The 18,028-nt window shown below is 32.3% G+C and carries 19 protein-coding genes; 5 read left to right on the forward strand and 14 right to left on the reverse strand.

Annotated features, from left to right (window positions below; translation table 11 throughout):
• Nucleotides 1-14: 14 nt before the first annotated feature.
• Nucleotides 15-692, forward strand: a complete 678-nt coding sequence (locus ACHRVX_RS16460) for an SDR family NAD(P)-dependent oxidoreductase (RefSeq protein ID WP_395334135.1) — start codon at nt 15-17, stop codon at nt 690-692.
• A gap of 76 nt (nt 693-768) precedes the next feature.
• Nucleotides 769-1,377, forward strand: coding sequence for a SprT-like domain-containing protein (locus tag ACHRVX_RS16465; protein ID WP_395334137.1), 609 nt, complete (start codon nt 769-771; stop codon nt 1,375-1,377).
• 115 nt (nt 1,378-1,492) lie between these two features.
• Here the strand turns inward: ACHRVX_RS16465 and ACHRVX_RS16470 are convergent, their stop codons facing one another.
• The 6 genes from ACHRVX_RS16470 to gcvP form a co-directional block, all read right to left on the reverse strand.
• Nucleotides 1,493-2,254 (reverse strand): ABC transporter ATP-binding protein, encoded by a 762-nt coding sequence (locus tag ACHRVX_RS16470; RefSeq protein WP_395334139.1) that lies wholly within the window; start codon nt 2,252-2,254, stop codon nt 1,493-1,495.
• The gene (locus ACHRVX_RS16475) at nt 2,254-3,000 is read right to left on the reverse strand and encodes an MlaE family ABC transporter permease (protein ID WP_395334141.1); all 747 of its coding nucleotides are present in this window, start codon (nt 2,998-3,000) and stop codon (nt 2,254-2,256) included. The genes ACHRVX_RS16470 and ACHRVX_RS16475 overlap by 1 nt, the downstream gene beginning before the upstream one ends.
• A gap of 80 nt (nt 3,001-3,080) precedes the next feature.
• On the reverse strand, nt 3,081-3,929 hold the full coding sequence (locus ACHRVX_RS16480; protein ID WP_395334143.1) for a glycosyltransferase: 849 nt from the start codon (nt 3,927-3,929) through the stop codon (nt 3,081-3,083).
• A gap of 127 nt (nt 3,930-4,056) precedes the next feature.
• Nucleotides 4,057-4,584, reverse strand: coding sequence for a methyltransferase (locus ACHRVX_RS16485; protein WP_395334145.1), 528 nt, complete (start codon nt 4,582-4,584; stop codon nt 4,057-4,059).
• Nucleotides 4,585-4,716: 132 nt separating this feature from the next.
• Nucleotides 4,717-5,778: a 3-oxoacyl-ACP synthase III family protein gene (locus tag ACHRVX_RS16490; protein ID WP_395334872.1), complete on the reverse strand. Its 1,062-nt coding sequence runs from the start codon at nt 5,776-5,778 to the stop codon at nt 4,717-4,719.
• 325 nt (nt 5,779-6,103) lie between these two features.
• Nucleotides 6,104-8,953, reverse strand: coding sequence for an aminomethyl-transferring glycine dehydrogenase (gcvP, locus tag ACHRVX_RS16495; RefSeq protein WP_395334147.1), 2,850 nt, complete (start codon nt 8,951-8,953; stop codon nt 6,104-6,106).
• 220 nt (nt 8,954-9,173) lie between these two features.
• On the opposite strand from gcvP, the gene ACHRVX_RS16500 reads away from it, so the two are divergent.
• A complete protein-coding gene (locus ACHRVX_RS16500) occupies nt 9,174-9,980 on the forward strand; it encodes a hypothetical protein (protein WP_395334149.1) in 807 nt (268 codons plus the stop codon).
• Between the two features lie 355 nt (nt 9,981-10,335).
• Here the strand turns inward: ACHRVX_RS16500 and ACHRVX_RS16505 are convergent, their stop codons facing one another.
• The 7 genes from ACHRVX_RS16505 to ACHRVX_RS16535 all read right to left on the reverse strand — a co-directional run bounded on the left by ACHRVX_RS16505 (nt 10,336) and on the right by ACHRVX_RS16535 (nt 14,732).
• Nucleotides 10,336-10,734, reverse strand: coding sequence for a DUF1090 family protein (locus tag ACHRVX_RS16505; RefSeq protein ID WP_395334151.1), 399 nt, complete (start codon nt 10,732-10,734; stop codon nt 10,336-10,338).
• A 46-nt stretch (nt 10,735-10,780) separates the two neighbouring features.
• A complete protein-coding gene (locus ACHRVX_RS16510) occupies nt 10,781-11,242 on the reverse strand; it encodes an SRPBCC family protein (RefSeq protein WP_395334153.1) in 462 nt (153 codons plus the stop codon).
• 11 nt (nt 11,243-11,253) lie between these two features.
• Nucleotides 11,254-12,165, reverse strand: coding sequence for a TIGR01777 family oxidoreductase (locus ACHRVX_RS16515; protein ID WP_395334155.1), 912 nt, complete (start codon nt 12,163-12,165; stop codon nt 11,254-11,256).
• 67 nt (nt 12,166-12,232) lie between these two features.
• Nucleotides 12,233-13,051, reverse strand: a complete 819-nt coding sequence (locus tag ACHRVX_RS16520; protein ID WP_395334157.1) for a hypothetical protein — start codon at nt 13,049-13,051, stop codon at nt 12,233-12,235.
• 38 nt (nt 13,052-13,089) lie between these two features.
• Entirely contained in the window at nt 13,090-13,839 is a 750-nt protein-coding gene (locus tag ACHRVX_RS16525) for a YqjF family protein (RefSeq protein WP_395334159.1), read from the reverse strand.
• Nucleotides 13,836-14,174 carry a hypothetical protein gene (locus ACHRVX_RS16530; protein ID WP_395334161.1) on the reverse strand — a complete coding sequence of 113 codons (339 nt, stop codon included), beginning with the start codon at nt 14,172-14,174 and terminating at the stop codon, nt 13,836-13,838. The genes ACHRVX_RS16525 and ACHRVX_RS16530 overlap by 4 nt, the downstream gene beginning before the upstream one ends.
• Before the next feature lie 54 nt (nt 14,175-14,228).
• Complete coding sequence (locus ACHRVX_RS16535; protein WP_395334163.1) at nt 14,229-14,732, reverse strand: GbsR/MarR family transcriptional regulator; 504 nt, start codon at nt 14,730-14,732, stop codon at nt 14,229-14,231.
• A 355-nt stretch (nt 14,733-15,087) separates the two neighbouring features.
• Between ACHRVX_RS16535 and ACHRVX_RS16540 the strand changes: the two genes are divergently transcribed.
• Nucleotides 15,088-15,501 (forward strand): DUF1842 domain-containing protein, encoded by a 414-nt coding sequence (locus tag ACHRVX_RS16540; RefSeq protein ID WP_395334165.1) that lies wholly within the window; start codon nt 15,088-15,090, stop codon nt 15,499-15,501.
• A gap of 325 nt (nt 15,502-15,826) precedes the next feature.
• Nucleotides 15,827-17,089, forward strand: a complete 1,263-nt coding sequence (locus ACHRVX_RS16545) for a cation:proton antiporter (RefSeq protein WP_395334167.1) — start codon at nt 15,827-15,829, stop codon at nt 17,087-17,089.
• A gap of 158 nt (nt 17,090-17,247) precedes the next feature.
• On the opposite strand, the gene ACHRVX_RS16550 is transcribed toward ACHRVX_RS16545, so the two are convergent.
• Entirely contained in the window at nt 17,248-17,907 is a 660-nt protein-coding gene (locus ACHRVX_RS16550) for a vancomycin high temperature exclusion protein (RefSeq protein ID WP_395334169.1), read from the reverse strand.
• Between the last annotated feature and the right edge of the window lie 121 nt (nt 17,908-18,028).

Below are 18,028 nucleotides of genomic sequence, written 5' to 3' on the forward strand. Positions count from 1 at the left end.
CTTATTTTTGCTTTATGAAAAATATTATTGTTACCGGAACCAGTCGAGGAATTGGTTACGAATTAGCTTTACAATTTGCTAATGCCGGAAATCAGGTTTTAGCCATTTCCAGAAAAATACCTCAAACGCTTTTAGAACATCAAAATATTACTTGCCTTTCAGTTGATCTGGCAGATGAAACTGCTTTGCAGGAAGTAGAAAATTTTCTTTCATCTACCTGGGAAAAAGTGGATGCAGTAGTTCACAATGCCGGAGCTTTATTATTAAAACCTTTCGCTGAAACCACTCAGGCTGATTTTGAAAGTATTTATAAAGTAAATGTTTTTGCAGTGGCGAATCTTACCAGAATTTGTTTGCCCTATCTTCAAAAAGGAAGTCATGTTGTAACCATCAGTTCTATTGGCGGAGTAAGAGGAAGTCTTAAATTTGCAGGATTAGCTGCTTATAGTTCCAGTAAAGGAGCTGTAATTACATTAAGCGAGTTATTAGCAGAAGAATATAAGGAGCAAGGAATCTCATTTAATGTTTTAGCTCTGGGTTCAGTTCAGACAGAAATGCTTCAGGAGGCTTTTCCAGGTTATCAGGCGCCAATTTCTGCCGAAGGAATGGCAAATTATATTTATGATTTTACTCTTAACGGAAATAAATATTTTAACGGAAAAGTTTTAGAAGTTTCTTCAACAAATCCTTAAATTTTTTAAATTCCAAAAAATAAATTCCAAATTCCAATTTTTAAAACATCTAACGAATAACATTTAACTTAAAACATTGAACGAAACTCTAGCAAGATATATACCCGAACACGCTGTAAAGCCTGTCTTTGATTTGATTGTTAATAATCAGGTTCATCTAAAAATCGTAAATGAACGCCAGACGCGTCATGGAGATTACAGGAGAGGACCAAGTGGTAAACATGAGATTACGGTAAATTCGAGTTTAAATAAATATCGTTTTTTGATTACGCTTATCCATGAGATTTCTCATTTAGTGGCATTTGAAAAATTCGGAAGAAATATAAAACCTCACGGAAATGAATGGAAGCATACTTTTCAGCGTATGATGATTCCTTTTATTCGTCCCGAGATCTTTCCTGGTGGTTTATTGCCGTTATTAGCACGACATTTTAAAAATCCATCTGCAAGTAGCGACACAGATACAACTTTGTCTCTGGCATTAAAACAATACGATGCGGGAAATGATAAAAACTATGTTTTTGAAATTCCGTATGGAAGTGTTTTCAGAATTAAAAACGGAAAAATATTTAAGAAGTTAGCTGTTCGAACCAAACGTTTTGAATGTATAGAAATAAGTTCCGGAAAGACCTATCTTTTTAATCCAAATGCCGAGGTTGAATTAATAAATTCGAATCAAAGTTAAATTCCAAATAAAAGAAAAATTCCAAATTCCAAACTGTAGCAGTTGGAATTTGGAATTTTTTATTAAGTTTTTCCAAGAGAATTGGAATTTTTACTTTTACAATTTAAAAAAGTTTTTAGCCTTTTAAATAAGCTTCTCGAACTTTTTTAAACAGGTTTGAAGAGTAAACAAACTTGACAATATCTTTATTATCAGTTCTAAAAATCTCTTCTTTAGTTCCCTGCCATGCTTTTATTCCTTTTTTTAGAAAGACAATATTTTCTCCAATTTCCATTACTGAGTTCATATCGTGCGTATTGATAACGGTTGTGATATTATATTCTTCGGTAATTTCTTTAATAAGATTATCGATCAAAGTAGATGTATTTGGATCTAAACCTGAGTTAGGCTCATCGCAGAATAAGTATTTTGGATTATTTACAATAGCACGTGCAATTGCCACACGCTTCTGCATTCCTCCTGAAATCTCCGAAGGTAATTTTTGGTGTGCATCGACTAAGTTTACTCTTTCTAAAACAAAATCAACACGCTCTTTGATTTTGGCTTTGTTATCATTGGTAAACATTTTTAAAGGGAAAGCTACATTTTCTGCAACAGTCATCGAATCAAATAAAGCACTTCCTTGAAAAACCATTCCAATTTCAGTTCTTAATTCTCTTTTTTCATCTGGATTTAATTCAGAATAAATGCGTCCGTCAAATTCAATAGTTCCTGAATCAGGTGTATGAATTCCTAATAACGTTTTTAATAAAACTGTTTTTCCGGATCCACTTTGCCCAATAATTAAGTTGGTTTTTCCAGATTCAAAAACTGTTGAAACACCTTTTAAAACTTTACTGTCACCAAATGATTTTTCTATGTTTTTTACTTCTATCATTATCCTAATAATAATTGAGTTAATATATAATTAAAGAGAATAATACAAACCGATGTCCATACAAATGAAACTGTACTTGCTTTACCAACTTCAAGTGCACCACCTTTCATGTAATATCCATGAAAAGAAGGAATTGTCGCTAATAACATTGCAAATATTAAGGTTTTGATAAATGCATATGTAATGTGAAAAGGGATAAATTCCATTTGAGCACCCTGAATAAAATCCTCACTGGTTGAAAATCCACCGTAGGCACAAGCAAGCCATCCGCCAAAAACACCAAGGAACATACTGATTCCAATCACAAAAGGATACATTAGCAGGGCTATTATTTTTGGAAATACAAGATAGTTTAATGAGTTAACACCCATAACCTCTAAAGCATCAATTTGTTCAGTAACACGCATCGTTCCAATACTTGAAGTAATATATGAACCCATTTTACCTGCCATAATAACAGATATAAAAGTAGGAGCAAACTCCAGAATTACAGATTGACGTGTGGCAAAACCAATTAAATATTTTGGAATTAAAGGATTAGTTAAATTCAGCGCAGTTTGAATCGCAACAACTCCTCCAATAAAGAAGGAAATAAAGCAAACGATTCCAAGGGAATCAATAATTAAATCATCGATTTCTTTTAAAATCAAACTTTTCATAACAGGCCATTTGGTCTGTTTATTGAAAATTTCTTTCAGCATTAAAAAATATCTCCCTATCTGGGATAAATAACGAATTAGCATCATAGTTTTACAAATATTGGCTAAGGTAAAAAGAAGTTACGAGTTTTGGGTTATGAGTTAAGGAATTTCGGTTATTTTCCGAGTCAAATTAACTTTTGTTTCATTTTCTTCAAACGGTAATTTCTAATAAATTTAGCTTGTTCGGGAGTAACTAATAAAGGAGTTTTTGCTTTTTTTGCTTTCCAAAACCCTCTGACATAGTCAAAAAATAAAAATGGTTTTTTCTTCATCATCGCCAGTTTTGCTGATGCAATTGCCGTGATTGTAAAACCATATCCTAATGTATAAAAAGCTTCGCCTTGTTTATAACGTGCTGTTTTGTTGTAGTTTGCGCCTGTTGGCTTAAGGTGTTTTACATGTAAAGATTCATCGGTAACTATTTTCCAGTCATAATATTTACACAGTAATTCGTCAACAGTATCCCAACCCATAGAAGGTTTTAAGCCTCCAATTTGCTGATACGTTTCCTTTCTGTACGCTTTCAATGCACCTCGAATATGGTCTTTATCGGTTAGGTTTTCTAAGATCCAGTCTCCATTTTTTTCTATGTAACAAAAACCTCCAGCCATTCCAATTTTTGGATCAGATTGAAAATGTTTAATAATAGTTTCGAAATAGTTAACTGGAAAAATTAAATCGCCGTCTATTTTTACAATAATATCATAATCTGAATCCAACGTTTCAAAACCTTTCTGGAAAGCCTGAATTACTTTGCTCCCCGGCATATGAATTGCATCCGAAGTTTTGTTTACTACAGAAATAAATGGATATTCTTTTGCATATCCCAACACAATTTCTTCTGTTTTATCTGTAGAATTGTCATTTACAACAACAACTTTTGAGGGTAAAACAGTTTGAGAAACTAAAGAATCTAAGGTCAAACCAATAAGGTCTTGCTCGTTGTGCGCGGGAATAACGATATAATACTTCATTTTAAATTCCAATTTTTTAAATTCCAAATTCCAACATTATAAAAATAAATTCCAATTTTCTAAAATTCCAAATTCCAATTTAAAGCTGGTTCAAATTGGAATTTGGAATTTATTTTTTGGAATTTGTTTAAGCTTTTATTTTCTCCGCTACAACAATATAATATCTTGGAGTGAAATATCTTAATAATGGTCTGAAACCAAGCTTTTTTACCGGATGCGTGAATTTTTGTCTGTCGGTAATTTTCCAGCCTGTTTTTTCTAAAAGCCAGTCTAATTGCCAATCTTCAAATTCATGGTAATGTCTGTCCCACATGTCGGTTTTAGAACGATATGCCGGTGAAAACCACAAACGTAACGGAATTGAAATTAGTAATTTATCACATTTCACGTTTTCTAAAATTGTGTATGGATTTAGAAGATGTTCGAAAATTTCAAATGCGGTAAAAACGGTGTAATCTTCAGTTTGTAAAGCAGTCTGATCGTTGTCTAGATCTTCACCTTTTGTGTTTTTTACGGTATAGCCATTTTCTTCCATTATTTTAGAAAATGGATTTGGCACACCAAAATCAAAAATGGTTTCTGATGTTTTAACGTGTTTTTGTAAAAACTCTAAAGTAAGTTTGAATCTTTTATTCGGAAACGTTTTTTCGTACATTTTTTATTTTTTATCGGCAAAGGCGCAAATATACTAAAAAGTCCGCATTTTAAGGTGCGGACTTTTTTTAGTTTTGAGATTCAGTCTCAGTAATCAGTTCAGCAGACTGTGACTGAATACTGCGACTGTAAACTAGTATCGGTAAACAAAAGCATTAACGTTCATTCCTGCTCCAACCGAAGCAAAAATTACAACATCACCTTTGTTGATTTCGTGATTTTCTAATTTCCCCTGAATTAATAAGTCATATAAAGTAGGAACTGTTGCAACGCTTGAGTTTCCTAAATCGTGAATGCTCATTGGCATAATGTTTTCGGGTGCCGTTCTGTCGTATAATTTGTAGAAACGAGCAATAATCGCTTCATCCATTTTTTCATTGGCCTGGTGAATCAGGATTTTCTTTACGTCGTCAATTCCAATTCCGCTTTTGTCAAGACAGCTTTTCATAGCACATGGAACCTGGCTTAAAGCAAATTCGTAAATTTTACGGCCATACATTTTAATATACTTAATATCCGGATCTAAATCTGGATTGTATGATTTCCCAAAGTATAAAAAGTTAGCTTCATCATTTGCGTATGTAGCACTTTCATAGGATAACAAACCAGTTTCTTCATCATCAGAAGCTTCTAAAATTGAAGCACCTGCACCATCAGAATAGATCATTGAATCACGATCATGATCGTCAACAACTCTTGATAACGTTTCTGCACCAATGACCAAAACTCTTTTTGCCATTCCGGATTTGATAAATGCATTTGCCTGTAAAACGCCCTCAATCCATCCCGGACATCCAAAAAGAATATCATAAGCGACACATTTTGGGTTTTTAATATCTAATTTGTTTTTTACACGAGTTGCTAAACTTGGTAAAATATCAGATTGATTTGTTCCTGATTTTACATCTCCAAAATTATGTGCAAATATTATATAGTCTAAAGTTTCACGATCGATTTTAGCATTTTCAATTGCTCTTTCGGCAGCAAAAAAAGCGAGATCAGATGAGGTATGATGATCTTCGGCATAACGGCGATTTTCGATTCCCGTAATACCTTTAAATTTTTTAATTACAACTTCGTTTGGGTAAGCAAAAGGAGTTCCGTCTTCATTCAAAAAAACATGATCACCAAAATCAGTATTGCTCACTTCTTTGTTTGGAATATAACTTCCTATGCCTATTATTTTTATTTTCATTATTCCTGAATTATCCGGTAAATTTATCGCTAAATTATAAATAAATTTATGATAACTATCATAAAAAATACTATGCATGCATATAATTATGAAATAATAATTATTTATCGGATTTATTGTTTATTTTTTAATGATTTTTGAGTTTAACCGAGATTTCAAACGTTTGAGATTTTCGGTATAGTTATTTTTTGTTGCTTCAGGTTTGAGGTTTCAGGGTTACGTCTGGATTTGAAACGTTAAACCTGAAACAAAAATAACTAAAAGAAAACCCGACAAGTTTAAAAATCTGTCGGGCTTAATAATTTATAATAAAGAGAACTATTTCTTAGTTTTCCATATAAGCTTCAATAGGAGCACAGCTACAAATTAAATTTCTATCTCCAAAAGCATCATCTGCTCTTCGAACTGAAGGCCAGAATTTGTTATCGGCAATATATTCTAATGGAAAAGCAGCTTGTTCTCTTGTGTATGGAAATTCCCAGGTTTCAGCAGTTAACATTGCTAAAGTATGAGGGGAATTTTTCAATACATTATTGCTGTCTTCGATTGTAGCCGCTTCAATTTCTTTTCTGATTGAAATCATAGCGTCACAAAAACGATCTAATTCTTCTAAGTTTTCACTTTCAGTTGGTTCGATCATTAAAGTTCCTGCAACCGGAAAAGAAACTGTTGGTGCGTGGAAACCGTAATCCATCAAACGTTTTGCGATATCTGTTACTTCGATTCCTTTTTGTTTGAAAGGACGACATTCTAAGATCATCTCGTGAGCTGCACGACCCATTTCTCCAGAATATAAAGTATCGTAATGTCCGTTTAATTTTTCTTTGATATAGTTGGCATTTAAAATCGCATGTTCAGTAGCACTTTTTAAACCTTCGGCACCAAGCATTGAAATATATCCGTAAGAAATCAAACAAACTAATGCAGATCCCCAAGGAGCAGCAGAAATAGCTGTAATTGCAGTTTCTCCTCCTGTTGGAATTACCGGATTTCCTGGTAAAAAAGGAACTAATTGTGGCGCCACACAAATAGGACCAACACCTGGACCTCCACCACCGTGAGGAATCGCGAATGTTTTGTGTAAGTTCAAGTGACAAACATCAGCACCAATTGTAGCCGGATTTGTTAACCCTACTTGCGCGTTCATATTTGCACCGTCCATATAAACTTGTCCACCATTATCGTGGATTAATTTTGTAATTTCCTGAATTGCACTTTCAAAAACTCCGTGAGTTGATGGATACGTTACCATCAAACAAGAAAGATTGTCTTTATGAAGAATTGCTTTTTCACGTAAATCTTCCACGTCGATATTTCCGTTTTCAAGCGTTTTAGTAACCACAACTTTCATTCCTGCCATAGCAGCCGAAGCAGGGTTTGTACCGTGAGCCGATGAAGGTATCAAAGCAATATTTCTATGATCGTCTCCACGAGATTGGTGGTACGCACGAATAACCATAAGTCCTGCGTATTCTCCTTGTGCACCAGAATTTGGCTGTAAAGTAGTTCCGGCAAAACCTGTAATTACATTTAACTGCTGTTCTAATTTTTTCAACATTTCCTGATATCCCTGAGCTTGGTCAAGCGGAGCAAAAGGGTGAATGTTATTCCAGTTTGGGTTACTTAACGGAAGCATTTCTGCAGCAGCGTTCAATTTCATGGTACAAGAACCTAGCGAAATCATCGAGTGATTCAATGCTAAATCTTTACGCTCTAACATTTTGATGTAACGCATTAGCGCCGTTTCAGAATGGTATTTATTGAAAACATCATGTGTCAGGAAACTAGAAGTTCTGTTTACTGAATCAGGATAATGATTTGTTTCTGTAAAGTCAGAAATTGTAGTGGGTTGTAACGAAAGTGCTTCAGCAAAAATAGTGATGATATCGTTTACGTCAGAAACACTTGTAGTTTCGTTTAACGAAATAGAGATTGTGTTTTCATCAACATAGTAAAAGTTTACTTCTTTTGCTTCTGCAACTGCTTTTACTTTTTTAGCATCAGCTTTTACTAAAATGGTATCAAAGAAAGCTGAGTTCAATTGTTCTACACCTAAAGTTTTCAATTCGTTTGCTAAAGTTGCTGCCGCAGCGTGTACTTTATTAGCGATATATTGTAAACCTTTTGGTCCGTGATACACTGCATACATTCCTGCCATTACAGATAATAAAACCTGAGCCGTACAAATGTTTGAAGTTGCTTTATCACGTTTGATATGTTGTTCACGGGTTTGCAATGCCATACGTAAAGCGCGGTTTCCGTTTGTATCAACAGTAACCCCAATAATACGTCCGGGCATGCTTCGTTTGTATTCATTTTTTGTTGCAAAGTACGCAGCGTGAGGACCACCGTAACCTAACGGAATTCCGAAACGTTGTGTTGTTCCTACCACAACTGCAGCTCCCATTTCTCCCGGAGGTGTTAATTTTGCTAAACTTAAAATATCAGCAGCAACGGCTACTTTAATTTCGCTTGCAGCCGCTTTTTCAATAAAAGCAGTATAATCGTAAACTTGTCCGTATTTTCCAGGATATTGTAAAATAGCTCCGAAAAATTCTGTAGAAAAATCAAAAGTTTCATGGTTGCCAATTACTAATTCAACTCCAATAGGTGTTGCACGAGTTTGCAAAACAGAAAGTGTCTGAGGAAGAATTTCTTCTGAAACGAAAAATTTATTTACGTTGTTTTTCTTTTGATCGCGAGAACGAACGTCCAGCAATAATGCCATAGCTTCGGCAGCAGCAGTTCCTTCATCAAGTAAAGATGCATTTGCAATTTCCATTCCTGTTAATTCAATAACAGTAGTCTGAAAATTTAAAATTGCTTCAAGACGACCTTGTGCAATTTCGGCCTGATACGGAGTATAAGCCGTGTACCATCCCGGGTTTTCAAAAACATTACGTTGAATCACAGCCGGAACAATTGCCTGATTGTAACCTAAACCAATGTACGTTTTAAAGATTTTATTTTTATTACCCAATTGCTGAATATGGTTCGAAAACTCATATTCTGTCATAGCTGGATCTAAGTTTAAAGGTGCTTTTAAACGAATATCATCCGGAAGCGTTTCGTAAACAAGTTGTTCGATCGATTCAACTCCAATGGTTTGTAACATGTGTTGAAGATCTGTTTCTCTTGGGCCAATGTGTCTTAAAGCAAAAGCATCTGTTTTCATTTGTAGCTATCTATTTTTTTAGGGCAATGTAATATTCAATGTGTTGTCTTTGATTTAATCAGGTGTTACACAACGTTTATTACATTTTATAGTAAATGTGTTGTTTTTTTGTCGCGCAAAATTAAGTATTATTAATAATTTAATAGGTATTTTTAACTTCAATTTTTATGAAATTTACAACTAAAGAGTTGATTTGTTAATAATTGATTAGAATTAGGAAATGAAACTATTAAAACACATATTCGATTTTTACCTCAACAGCAGTATTCATGTGGCTTTATCCTGTTATGCTCTGGTCCGAATTACGTTTCATGTGTTTCATATTCAGTATGATGAGCCAATGGGTTTGTTCGTTTTTTTTGGAACAATTGTGGGGTATAATTTTGTTAAATATGATGCATTGGTTCGCGTGAAGAAAAAACCAATAGGAAATCAATTAAAAATTATTGCTGTTTTAAGTTTTATATCCCTGATTTTAGTCGGCTATTATTTTTTTCATTTAAAGCGAATTACTCAAATAGTTTCCTTCGGCATTTTTGCCATAACAGCACTTTATACACTTCCGTTTTTCCCGAATCGCAAAAATGCCAGAAATTGGGCCGGCGTAAAAATTTACATCGTTGCACTTTGTTGGGTAGGTGCTACATTGGTTTTACCTTATATAAATGCAGAAATTCCTTTTGTACCTAATTTTTATATCAAATGCATTCAGCGATTTGTCTTGGTTTTTGTGCTGATTTTGGTTTTCGAAATTTTGGATTTAGCAAATGACGATCCGCATTTAAAAACCGTTCCGCAAACAATAGGAGTGAAGCGTACTAAAATTTTAGGATTTTCATTATTGGTTCCGTTTTGGATCGTTGGTCTATGGACTTTTAGTATTCATGAACTCATAATAAATCTTATTATGGTCATCATGTTAATGTTGTTTATTTTGTTTGCAAACCAAAAGCGATCGAAATATTACACTTCTTTTTGGGTCGAAAGTGTTCCAATTTTCTGGTGGCTTATGATTGTTTTTCTGTAGAATAAATTTAATTCTTTGGGCGTGTTCGCTGAAAAAAGCGAACCGGGCTATCCGCTACAAGTCCTCGCTCTTCCTTCGTCAGGCTGTGGGCTTTCCACTTCTATCCCTCGCGCAAACCGTAAAACGATAAATATTGTTTTCAAAAGAGATATTTTTCTTTTGAATAGACTCCAGCTTTAGCTTAAGGTAAAAATAAATCATCAGTATGGCTTTAGCCGAATAATAAAATTTGGCTAAAGCCAGAAATACTCTATAAAGTTTACCTCTAGCTAAAGCTGGAGGCAAGTCAATTTATTATATTAAAATCTGCCTAATCTGCATCCCGATAGCTATCGGGACTGCGAGAGAAAAAAAACTATTTCGTTTTCTGTTCCGCCAAAGCTTTATTCAAATCAGCTTTTGCTTCATTTAATTTTTTCTTTTTCTTGTCGATTTTTTCTTTGCTTTCGTTGTCTTTGATAGCTTTGTTTAGATCAGCCGTTTTCTCGTTTACTTTTTGCTGTTTCTCTTTAACTTTTTTATCAAGATCATTGTTAACTGTTTTCGTGGTACAATTTTTCTTAGTACTAGAAATAGCATCTTCAACTCCCTTTATTTGGTTTTGATTCCCGGCTTTTTTAGCAGCAACTAATTTGGTGTTTAATTCACATAACTTTCTTTCACAACCTTTAAAAGTTGTACAATTGCTTTGTGCAAATCCAATAATAGAAAACGCAAAAAATGTAATTGATAAAATTTTAGTTTTTAGTGTCATAAGTTTGGTTTTAGATTAGATTACTTTCTTAAAAGTAAGAAAAAAATTATATTAAATTTATTTCTTCACAGACTTTTTTCAGAGTTTTATTTCTTTCTAAAAGAAAATGGGTCAGATGATTTTCTAAAAATAAAACATCAAACCATTTTCCGAAAATCCCAGCGGGAGTTTCATATTGCATTTTATCTTTCATAATTGTAACACCATTTTCTTCTTCAAAAAAATGTTCATGTTTAAAAAATTTGAATTTTCCTTCTTCCATTTCATCAACAAAATAATTGTTGAAATTCATTGCCGTAATTCGGCTTTTATGAGTGAGATAAAATCCAAAATGTTTTCCCCGCCAGGTTACTGTTTCATTTAAATTTATTAATCCTGATGTAACTCCTGCAATTGCCACTTCGTTTGATTTGCTGGCAGATTGTTGGTGAATATCAATATTTCTGGATGCATCAAAAACTATTTTTTGTGATGCTTTTATTTTTGTTGTGAGGTTTATGGTTGTCATTGTTTCTAATTTTAATTGCCTAATAAATTTTCAAAAGACTTATCAATATCTCCAAACTTAAAATTAAAATCATTTTCTAATAGTCGTTTCGGAATCACATTTCTGCTTTTTAAAACCAATTCAGTTTCTGTTCGAATGAAAAAGGATCCAATTTCTAGCAAGAATGCGTTCACTGGAATTCCGAAAGGAAAACCAATTGATTTTCTAAGTTTTTCCATAAAATCTACATTGCGAACTGGTTTAGGAGAAACAATATTAATAACTCCGGTAATTTCTTTTTGAATGATAAAATCAATTGCATTTGCAAAATCCTCTTCGTGAATCCAACTGATAAACTGATTTCCTTTTCCTTGTTTTCCTCCAAATCCTATTTTGGACAAAGTTTTTAACGGAATAAAAGCACCTCCATTTTTTCCTAAAACTATGGAGGTTCGCAAAGCAGTTTTTAATGTATTTGGTGCTTGGGTTTTAAAGAATGCTTTCTCCCATGAAAGTGCCACATTAATCGAAAAATCATTACCTATTTCACCATTGATTTCATCCATTTCTTTATCTAATGAAAAGCGATAGATTGTTGAGGTTGATGAATTCAGCCAGTGTTTTGGTGGATTTTTACAATTTAAAACAGCTTTATTTAAAATCTTCGTACTTTCAATTCGTGATAAAAGAATCTCTTTTTTGTTTTTTTTGGTGTAACGGCAATCAACAGATTTTCCTGCAAGATTAATTAAAACCGTTGCATTTTCTAACTCATTTTCCCAGCCTGAAAAAGTTCGGGCATTCCAGTTTATATATTTGATCCCGTTAATAGTTTGAGATTTTCCTCTGGTCAAAATTACAATTTCTTCAAATTTATTCTTGAAATGATTTACTAATACTTGTCCTAAAAATCCTGTTCCGGCTGCGATAATGAGTTTTTTCATGTTTTGATTTTTTAGCCACATTTAAAAATTTGTGGGAATTTGTGTAATTCGTGGCAAACTTTTTTAATTAGTTTAAAATTAAAAGTAAAGCAAGAATTCGATAGAGAACCCAAGTGTAAGAGAGATAAAAAGGAAGTTTTAAAAGTTTGATTCTTCTAAAATGCTCTTTAAACATTATTAAAACTGTTATGGCAAACCAGCTTAAAACTAATATTTGAGGGATATTTATAAATTGATTTAGAAGTAAAATCGGAATCAAAATTAAAGACCCCATTAAAGATACGGTCATTAAATTGCCCGCATAATTCATAATTGTTTTTTTATCTGCTTTTAAAAGAAATAAACCCTGAAAAACAATTTGCCCAAACGCTAAAATAAGTTCTCTAAAAATAGTTGATTTGGGTAAATTTAAAATTAGATTAGAATATCTAAACAATACGAAACTTGTTATGGTTAAGGCAAATCCAATAAAAAGAAAACGGTATTTATAGCTAAAATCCGGAGTACATTGTAATTTGTTTTCTTCGTTGATAGGTCCCGGAATTATTACTTTTCGATTATAAGAAACAAAAGAATATAACTTTCTTAAAAGGAAATGAATTGGTTTTATTTTTCCTGTTTTTTCAATAAAAGGAAATGAAAATCCAACCACTTTCAATAAGCTATCAATGCCGTAAGTTACCGTTTTTGTATTATTATCAATCAAAGCGATTTCGTTTGGCGCACGTTTTAAGTCTACAAAATTTTGTTCCTCTTCAGATAATTGACAATATGATTTTCGACCATTTTTGTCTAACATTCCGCTTTTTACAAAGCCGGTCGTGTATAAACTGCAAAGTGGACAATCTTCATCATAAAGCAAGGTTTGGTTTTCTAAAGTTTTCATGATTTCTGGTTTTATAGAGTCTTAATTGATGCAAAATTTTAATTGTATTCTTCTTCTTTTTCTTCTAAAACTAATTCTGATTCCAGCTTTCGTTTATTTCTAACACTGATTTTTGAACCTTTGGCCAGGAAAACCGAAGCAGGATTTGCGGTTTGTAAAAACTCAAAATCATTACCATAGGTTTTTTTAAAATCGATGTCTACATTATAATTTATGACTTCATATTGTTCCCATCTCGGGTGTCTGACTTCATATTCATATGTGGTGTTTTGATCAATTTTAGTATATCCGAAATAATGTTCTGTAATAAATTCAGCTTCAGAATCGATCTGGATTTCAACCGGATCTTTTTTAGTTTCTATTTGAATCGTATTCCAGTTTTCTTCTTTTTTCCATTGATAAATAAAAGAGTTTGAGTTTGAATTTTCAATGATTTTATGTTGCATTTTTTGAGTTTCATAATGCTCCTGATACAAATTGTTGGCGATAAAAGTGATGGCTTTTTTAGGAACAATTTCTTTAATAAAAACAACACCGCGTTTCCATTCGCCATTCTCGAAACGCTTTACATAAAATCTGAGATTTATTTCTTCAAAATCAATATGAAAAGGCACTTTAATACCTAGAACTTTCGTGTTTTTAAACATGAAACCAACAAGACTCACATAACATTTGTTGTTCCATATATCTATTTGAGTGCCAGACGGAACATATTTTTCTAGTATTTTAGCATCAACTTCATAATTGAAAAGGGCTAAGTTTTTCCATTCTGCTTTTAAGAAGTTCATAGTTTTGCTTTTTTGTAGATTATTATTGAAAGATAAATGGCCAAAACTGCAGGCATAGTGAGTAATATAATTCTTAAACTTTCACTATAGTAAATTACGATCTGAATGAAACATAACAGAAAAAACATCATTACGCCCCCAATATAAATTTGAATAAATCTATTATGCGGCTCTTCAAATATCAATTTGATTCCTAATAGAACTTGAATAAAGCCTGTTATAACAGTTGAGAGCATGGCATAAAAAAATGCGCCTTCTTTTGCAATTGGATAGGTGAGTAAAATTAAGAGCGGAAGCCCGATAGCAAAAGTATTAAGTTGTAATATTGTTTTCATAGTTATTTTTGTTTTAAACTTTCAGAAAAAAATGAAAGTTTTAATTAAATTTTTTTATTTCATGATTTTCAAGACCAAACGTCCTAACCAGTTATCATTGAATTCCGTCATTTTGTCTAACATATTATCTGCTTTTAAAACAAAATCATACAATTTAGAAGTTTGATCTACAAAGTGTTTTTCTTCAGCTGAACTACTTGCGTCAATTGTCGAAACTTCTTTTAAAATTTTAAGAGCTGGTTTGATTTCTCTTTTACTTCTTTCTCTTGCAATTTTTACTGCTAATTCGTCTAAATCTTTTTCGGCAGTAAAAAATTCTCTTCTTTCTCCGGCTTTGTATTCTTTATAAACAATTCCCCAATCCATTAGAGCTTTTAGATTCATGCTCGTATTGCCTCTGGAAATTTGCAATTCGTCCATAATATCTTCCATTGAAACAGGTTCATTAGAGATCATTAATAAAGCATGTATTTGTGCCATGGTTTTATTAATTCCCCATTGAGAACCTAATGCTCCCCAAGTCTGTACAAACTTATTTTTTGCTTCTTTGAATTCCATGAAGCAAATGTATACAAAAGTTTTTAAACTTTCAAAAATAAATGAAAGTTTATTTTCTACAAGTAACTTTTTTCAGATTTATACAAAATCAGGTGTTTATACGCATCAAATTTTTCTGTGCCATTTATTACCTAAGTTCATGTCTAATTAATTCCATTTTGTAGCATTTTATCAAAAACACCTCATTATATACTATAGTTTTGAATAAAAATAAACCCATAAATGCATTGTTTAAAATGGTTTAACTGTTTAATACAATGTGATTTGCAAATAAAATACGTGGAGCAGAACCCACTAAAAAAAACGAGGCGTCACCGAAAAGCCTTATGAGTAGGAAACCCAAAAACAAAAAGTTATGTCAGATTTATTATTAGGTGCTTATTTAGCAAAAGGCACAATAGGAAATGTAGGAACACCAGGTGCTCCAATCGCTTCATTTAGTTTAGTAGTTGTACCATCACAAAATTCTGTATCTGGTACAGTTGTAATTACACAGGCAATACCAGGTCCTGATAGTCATATTGTTGTTCAGGTAAAAGGAAAAATACATGCAACAGGATTTGGAGAATTTACTAAAGTAGTGAGTCTTCAAGGTCAATATGTTCATTCTTTCCCTCCTCCTGCAATTGGTGCTTTTTTAGCTGATTTTGATGCTCATTTGTCGATCAATGATGCCTGGAACGGAACTGGAGGTTTTTCATACTATAAACATCAAGTTGAAAAAGTACCAGTAGCTTCAGCGAAAAACTTAAAAGAAGAATTGGTTTAGATTTAAATTTCTCCAAAAAAGTAATATAATAGTGAAATTTCCTGATTCTATCCGGAGTTGTGATTTAAAGATCGCCTTGTGAGGCGGTCTTTTTTTATATCATATTTTTTATATTAATTAATAAACCTGACAAATGAAAAAAAATATAGTTATAAGTGTGTTCATTATTTTAGCAGCAATTGGAGTTTGGTTATTTCTTTTTAATAAAGTTTTAAGCGTTGAATAATGACTAAAAGCTGTTTTTAATAATTATAAAGTTATGTTAATTCAGGACATGAAATTTTGTATTAGATAATGGAAGGATATTTTTGTAAAAATCAAATTTATGGAATTATACTACACCTTTTCAATACTAATTGTATTGGCTTCTTTCTTCGCCTATTTAAACCTAAGATTTTTAAAACTTCCCGGAACTATTGGAATCATGATTATTGCCATGTTAGTTTCAGTAGGAATTCGTTTGTTGGGCGATTCTTATTTTCCCACTACTGCAAAGCATTTTTTTGCATTGATAAAAGATTTTGACTTCAATGAAATTTTGATGGGAGCAATGTTAAACTTTCTGCTTTTTGCAGGGGCACTTCATGTAAATATGTCTGATCTTAAAGAGCAAAAAGTTCCTATTATAATTTATTCTACGGTTAGTGTCGTATTATCTGCACTAATTATTTCTTTGCTGCTTTTTTATACTGCACCAATTTTAGGAATAAAAATTCCTTATATATTTTGTTTGGTTTTTGGAACATTGATTTCGCCAACGGATCCAATTGTTGTGCTCGGTGTTTTAAAACAAGCAAAAGTTCCCAAAAGAATAGAAACCAAAATTGTTGGTGAATCTTTGTTTAATGACGGAGTAGCGGTTGTTATGTTTGCAGTAGTTTTAAAAATGGCAACTGACCCAACATTTGATATGAGCTTTAGTTCTATTGCCTGGTTATTTGCAAAAGAAGGTATAGGCGGACTTTTACTGGGAGCTGTTTTAGGATATACGGCCTCAAGGGTAATGAAGAAAATTGATGACTATAAAGTTTCCGTTTTAATAACTCTTTCTATCGTAATGGGTGGATTTTTGATTGCCCAAAGTTTACACGTTTCCAGTCCATTAGCAATGGTAGTTGCCGGATTAATAATTGGTAATTATGGTAAGAAAGTTGCAATGAGCGAAGAAACAAAAGATTATTTAGGTAAATTCTGGGAACTTATTGATGAGATTCTAAATGCTATTTTATTTTTATTTATTGGCTTTGAATTATTATTGCTTCCCAATTTAAATAAACAATTGGCAATAGGTTTTGCAGCTATTTTTATAGTGCTGTTTTCCAGAATTGCATCGATAGTTTTACCGTGGAAATTCTTTGATATATTTAAGTTTTTCGGCATTAAATCTGCCTATAATAAAGGATCATTGATGGTGCTGGTTTGGGGAGGGATTCGAGGAGGAGTTTCTATTGCATTAGTGCTTTCTATGCCGGAAGGTGAATACAAAAACCTATTGTTAGAAGTAACTTATATTGTAGTTTTATTTTCAATTGTTGTACAAGGTTTAACGGTAGGGAAACTGGCAAATAGAGTTTTGGAAAAAGAGTAAGAAAAATATAATAAAGAAATAGAACAAAGAAAATAGAACAAAGAGAATATAATCAAGATGATTGAATAAAAATAATTAAATAAAACATAAAAATTTTTTATCTTTAAATTATTTGAATGCGAAAAAAAAGCCTGCAAAAATATTTTTGCAGGCTTTTTTTATCGTTTGTCTTCTTTTGAATAGTTTGAAGGACCATTTGTGTCAATTTGATCTCCTAAAAATTTGGATTCTCTATTTCTCAAAACGTCAAAAAATGATTTGAAAATAGAAAGATATTCCCTCATGGTAACATAAGTATATCCCGGATATTCGCCTTTGTTCGCTGAATACCCAACTGACTTTATACCAAGTTTTTGTCCAATATAAAGTGCTCGGTTTAAGTGATATTCCTGAGTGATTAAAGTTGCTTTTTTGATTTTAAAGATATGTTTAGCGCGATACATCGTTGAATAAGTATCGAAACCTGCATAATCAATAAATATCTTGTTAGTATCGACTCCGTTTCTATAACAGTAATTTTTCATTACCGTTAATTCATCATAATTATTACTGCCATTATCTCCCGAAAGTAATATTTTATTAATTCGGTTTGATTTGTATAATAAGATTCCGGCATCAAGTCGGTCTTTTAAAAATTTACCTGGCTGATCTCCAGTAATTCCGGCACCAAAAATAATTCCGATATCATTTTTCGGAAACTTCTTCATGGAATAATAAATATGTTTTTTGGTTGTAGATTTTACATACGTATGTACAGATACAATTGCAATTAATCCAATAATTGCGAGGTAAAGGAAAATTTTGAAATATTTTTTCACTATATTTTTTTGTAAGATTAATATTTAAAAATTGCTAAGATAATTAAATTTATTATTAGATAAAATCCAAATTAAAAAACCGAAATATTTCTACTTCGGTTTTAAAATATATAATAATCTA

This window comes from Flavobacterium sp. FlaQc-47 (assembly GCF_044006475.1).
In the GTDB taxonomy this organism is placed as follows: Bacteria; Bacteroidota; Bacteroidia; order Flavobacteriales; family Flavobacteriaceae; genus Flavobacterium.

Excerpts from the sequence above, each read along its gene's own strand:
- ACHRVX_RS16485 (WP_395334145.1), bottom strand. The coding sequence starts at position 4,584 with ATGTACGAAAAAACGTTTCCGAATAAAAGATTCAAACTTACTTTAGAG.
- ACHRVX_RS16470 (WP_395334139.1), bottom strand. The coding sequence starts at position 2,254 with ATGATAGAAGTAAAAAACATAGAAAAATCATTTGGTGACAGTAAAGTT.
- ACHRVX_RS16500 (WP_395334149.1), top strand. The coding sequence starts at position 9,174 with ATGAAACTATTAAAACACATATTCGATTTTTACCTCAACAGCAGTATT.
- ACHRVX_RS16475 (WP_395334141.1), bottom strand. The coding sequence starts at position 3,000 with ATGATGCTAATTCGTTATTTATCCCAGATAGGGAGATATTTTTTAATG.
- gcvP (WP_395334147.1), bottom strand. The coding sequence starts at position 8,953 with ATGAAAACAGATGCTTTTGCTTTAAGACACATTGGCCCAAGAGAAACA.
- ACHRVX_RS16460 (WP_395334135.1), top strand. The coding sequence starts at position 15 with ATGAAAAATATTATTGTTACCGGAACCAGTCGAGGAATTGGTTACGAA.
- ACHRVX_RS16545 (WP_395334167.1), top strand. The coding sequence starts at position 15,827 with ATGGAATTATACTACACCTTTTCAATACTAATTGTATTGGCTTCTTTC.
- ACHRVX_RS16535 (WP_395334163.1), bottom strand. The coding sequence starts at position 14,732 with ATGGAATTCAAAGAAGCAAAAAATAAGTTTGTACAGACTTGGGGAGCA.
- ACHRVX_RS16530 (WP_395334161.1), bottom strand. The coding sequence starts at position 14,174 with ATGAAAACAATATTACAACTTAATACTTTTGCTATCGGGCTTCCGCTC.
- ACHRVX_RS16505 (WP_395334151.1), bottom strand. The coding sequence starts at position 10,734 with ATGACACTAAAAACTAAAATTTTATCAATTACATTTTTTGCGTTTTCT.
- ACHRVX_RS16480 (WP_395334143.1), bottom strand. The coding sequence starts at position 3,929 with ATGAAGTATTATATCGTTATTCCCGCGCACAACGAGCAAGACCTTATT.
- ACHRVX_RS16510 (WP_395334153.1), bottom strand. The coding sequence starts at position 11,242 with ATGACAACCATAAACCTCACAACAAAAATAAAAGCATCACAAAAAATA.
- ACHRVX_RS16490 (WP_395334872.1), bottom strand. The coding sequence starts at position 5,778 with ATGAAAATAAAAATAATAGGCATAGGAAGTTATATTCCAAACAAAGAA.
- ACHRVX_RS16515 (WP_395334155.1), bottom strand. The coding sequence starts at position 12,165 with ATGAAAAAACTCATTATCGCAGCCGGAACAGGATTTTTAGGACAAGTA.
- ACHRVX_RS16525 (WP_395334159.1), bottom strand. The coding sequence starts at position 13,839 with ATGAACTTCTTAAAAGCAGAATGGAAAAACTTAGCCCTTTTCAATTAT.
- ACHRVX_RS16520 (WP_395334157.1), bottom strand. The coding sequence starts at position 13,051 with ATGAAAACTTTAGAAAACCAAACCTTGCTTTATGATGAAGATTGTCCA.
- ACHRVX_RS16540 (WP_395334165.1), top strand. The coding sequence starts at position 15,088 with ATGTCAGATTTATTATTAGGTGCTTATTTAGCAAAAGGCACAATAGGA.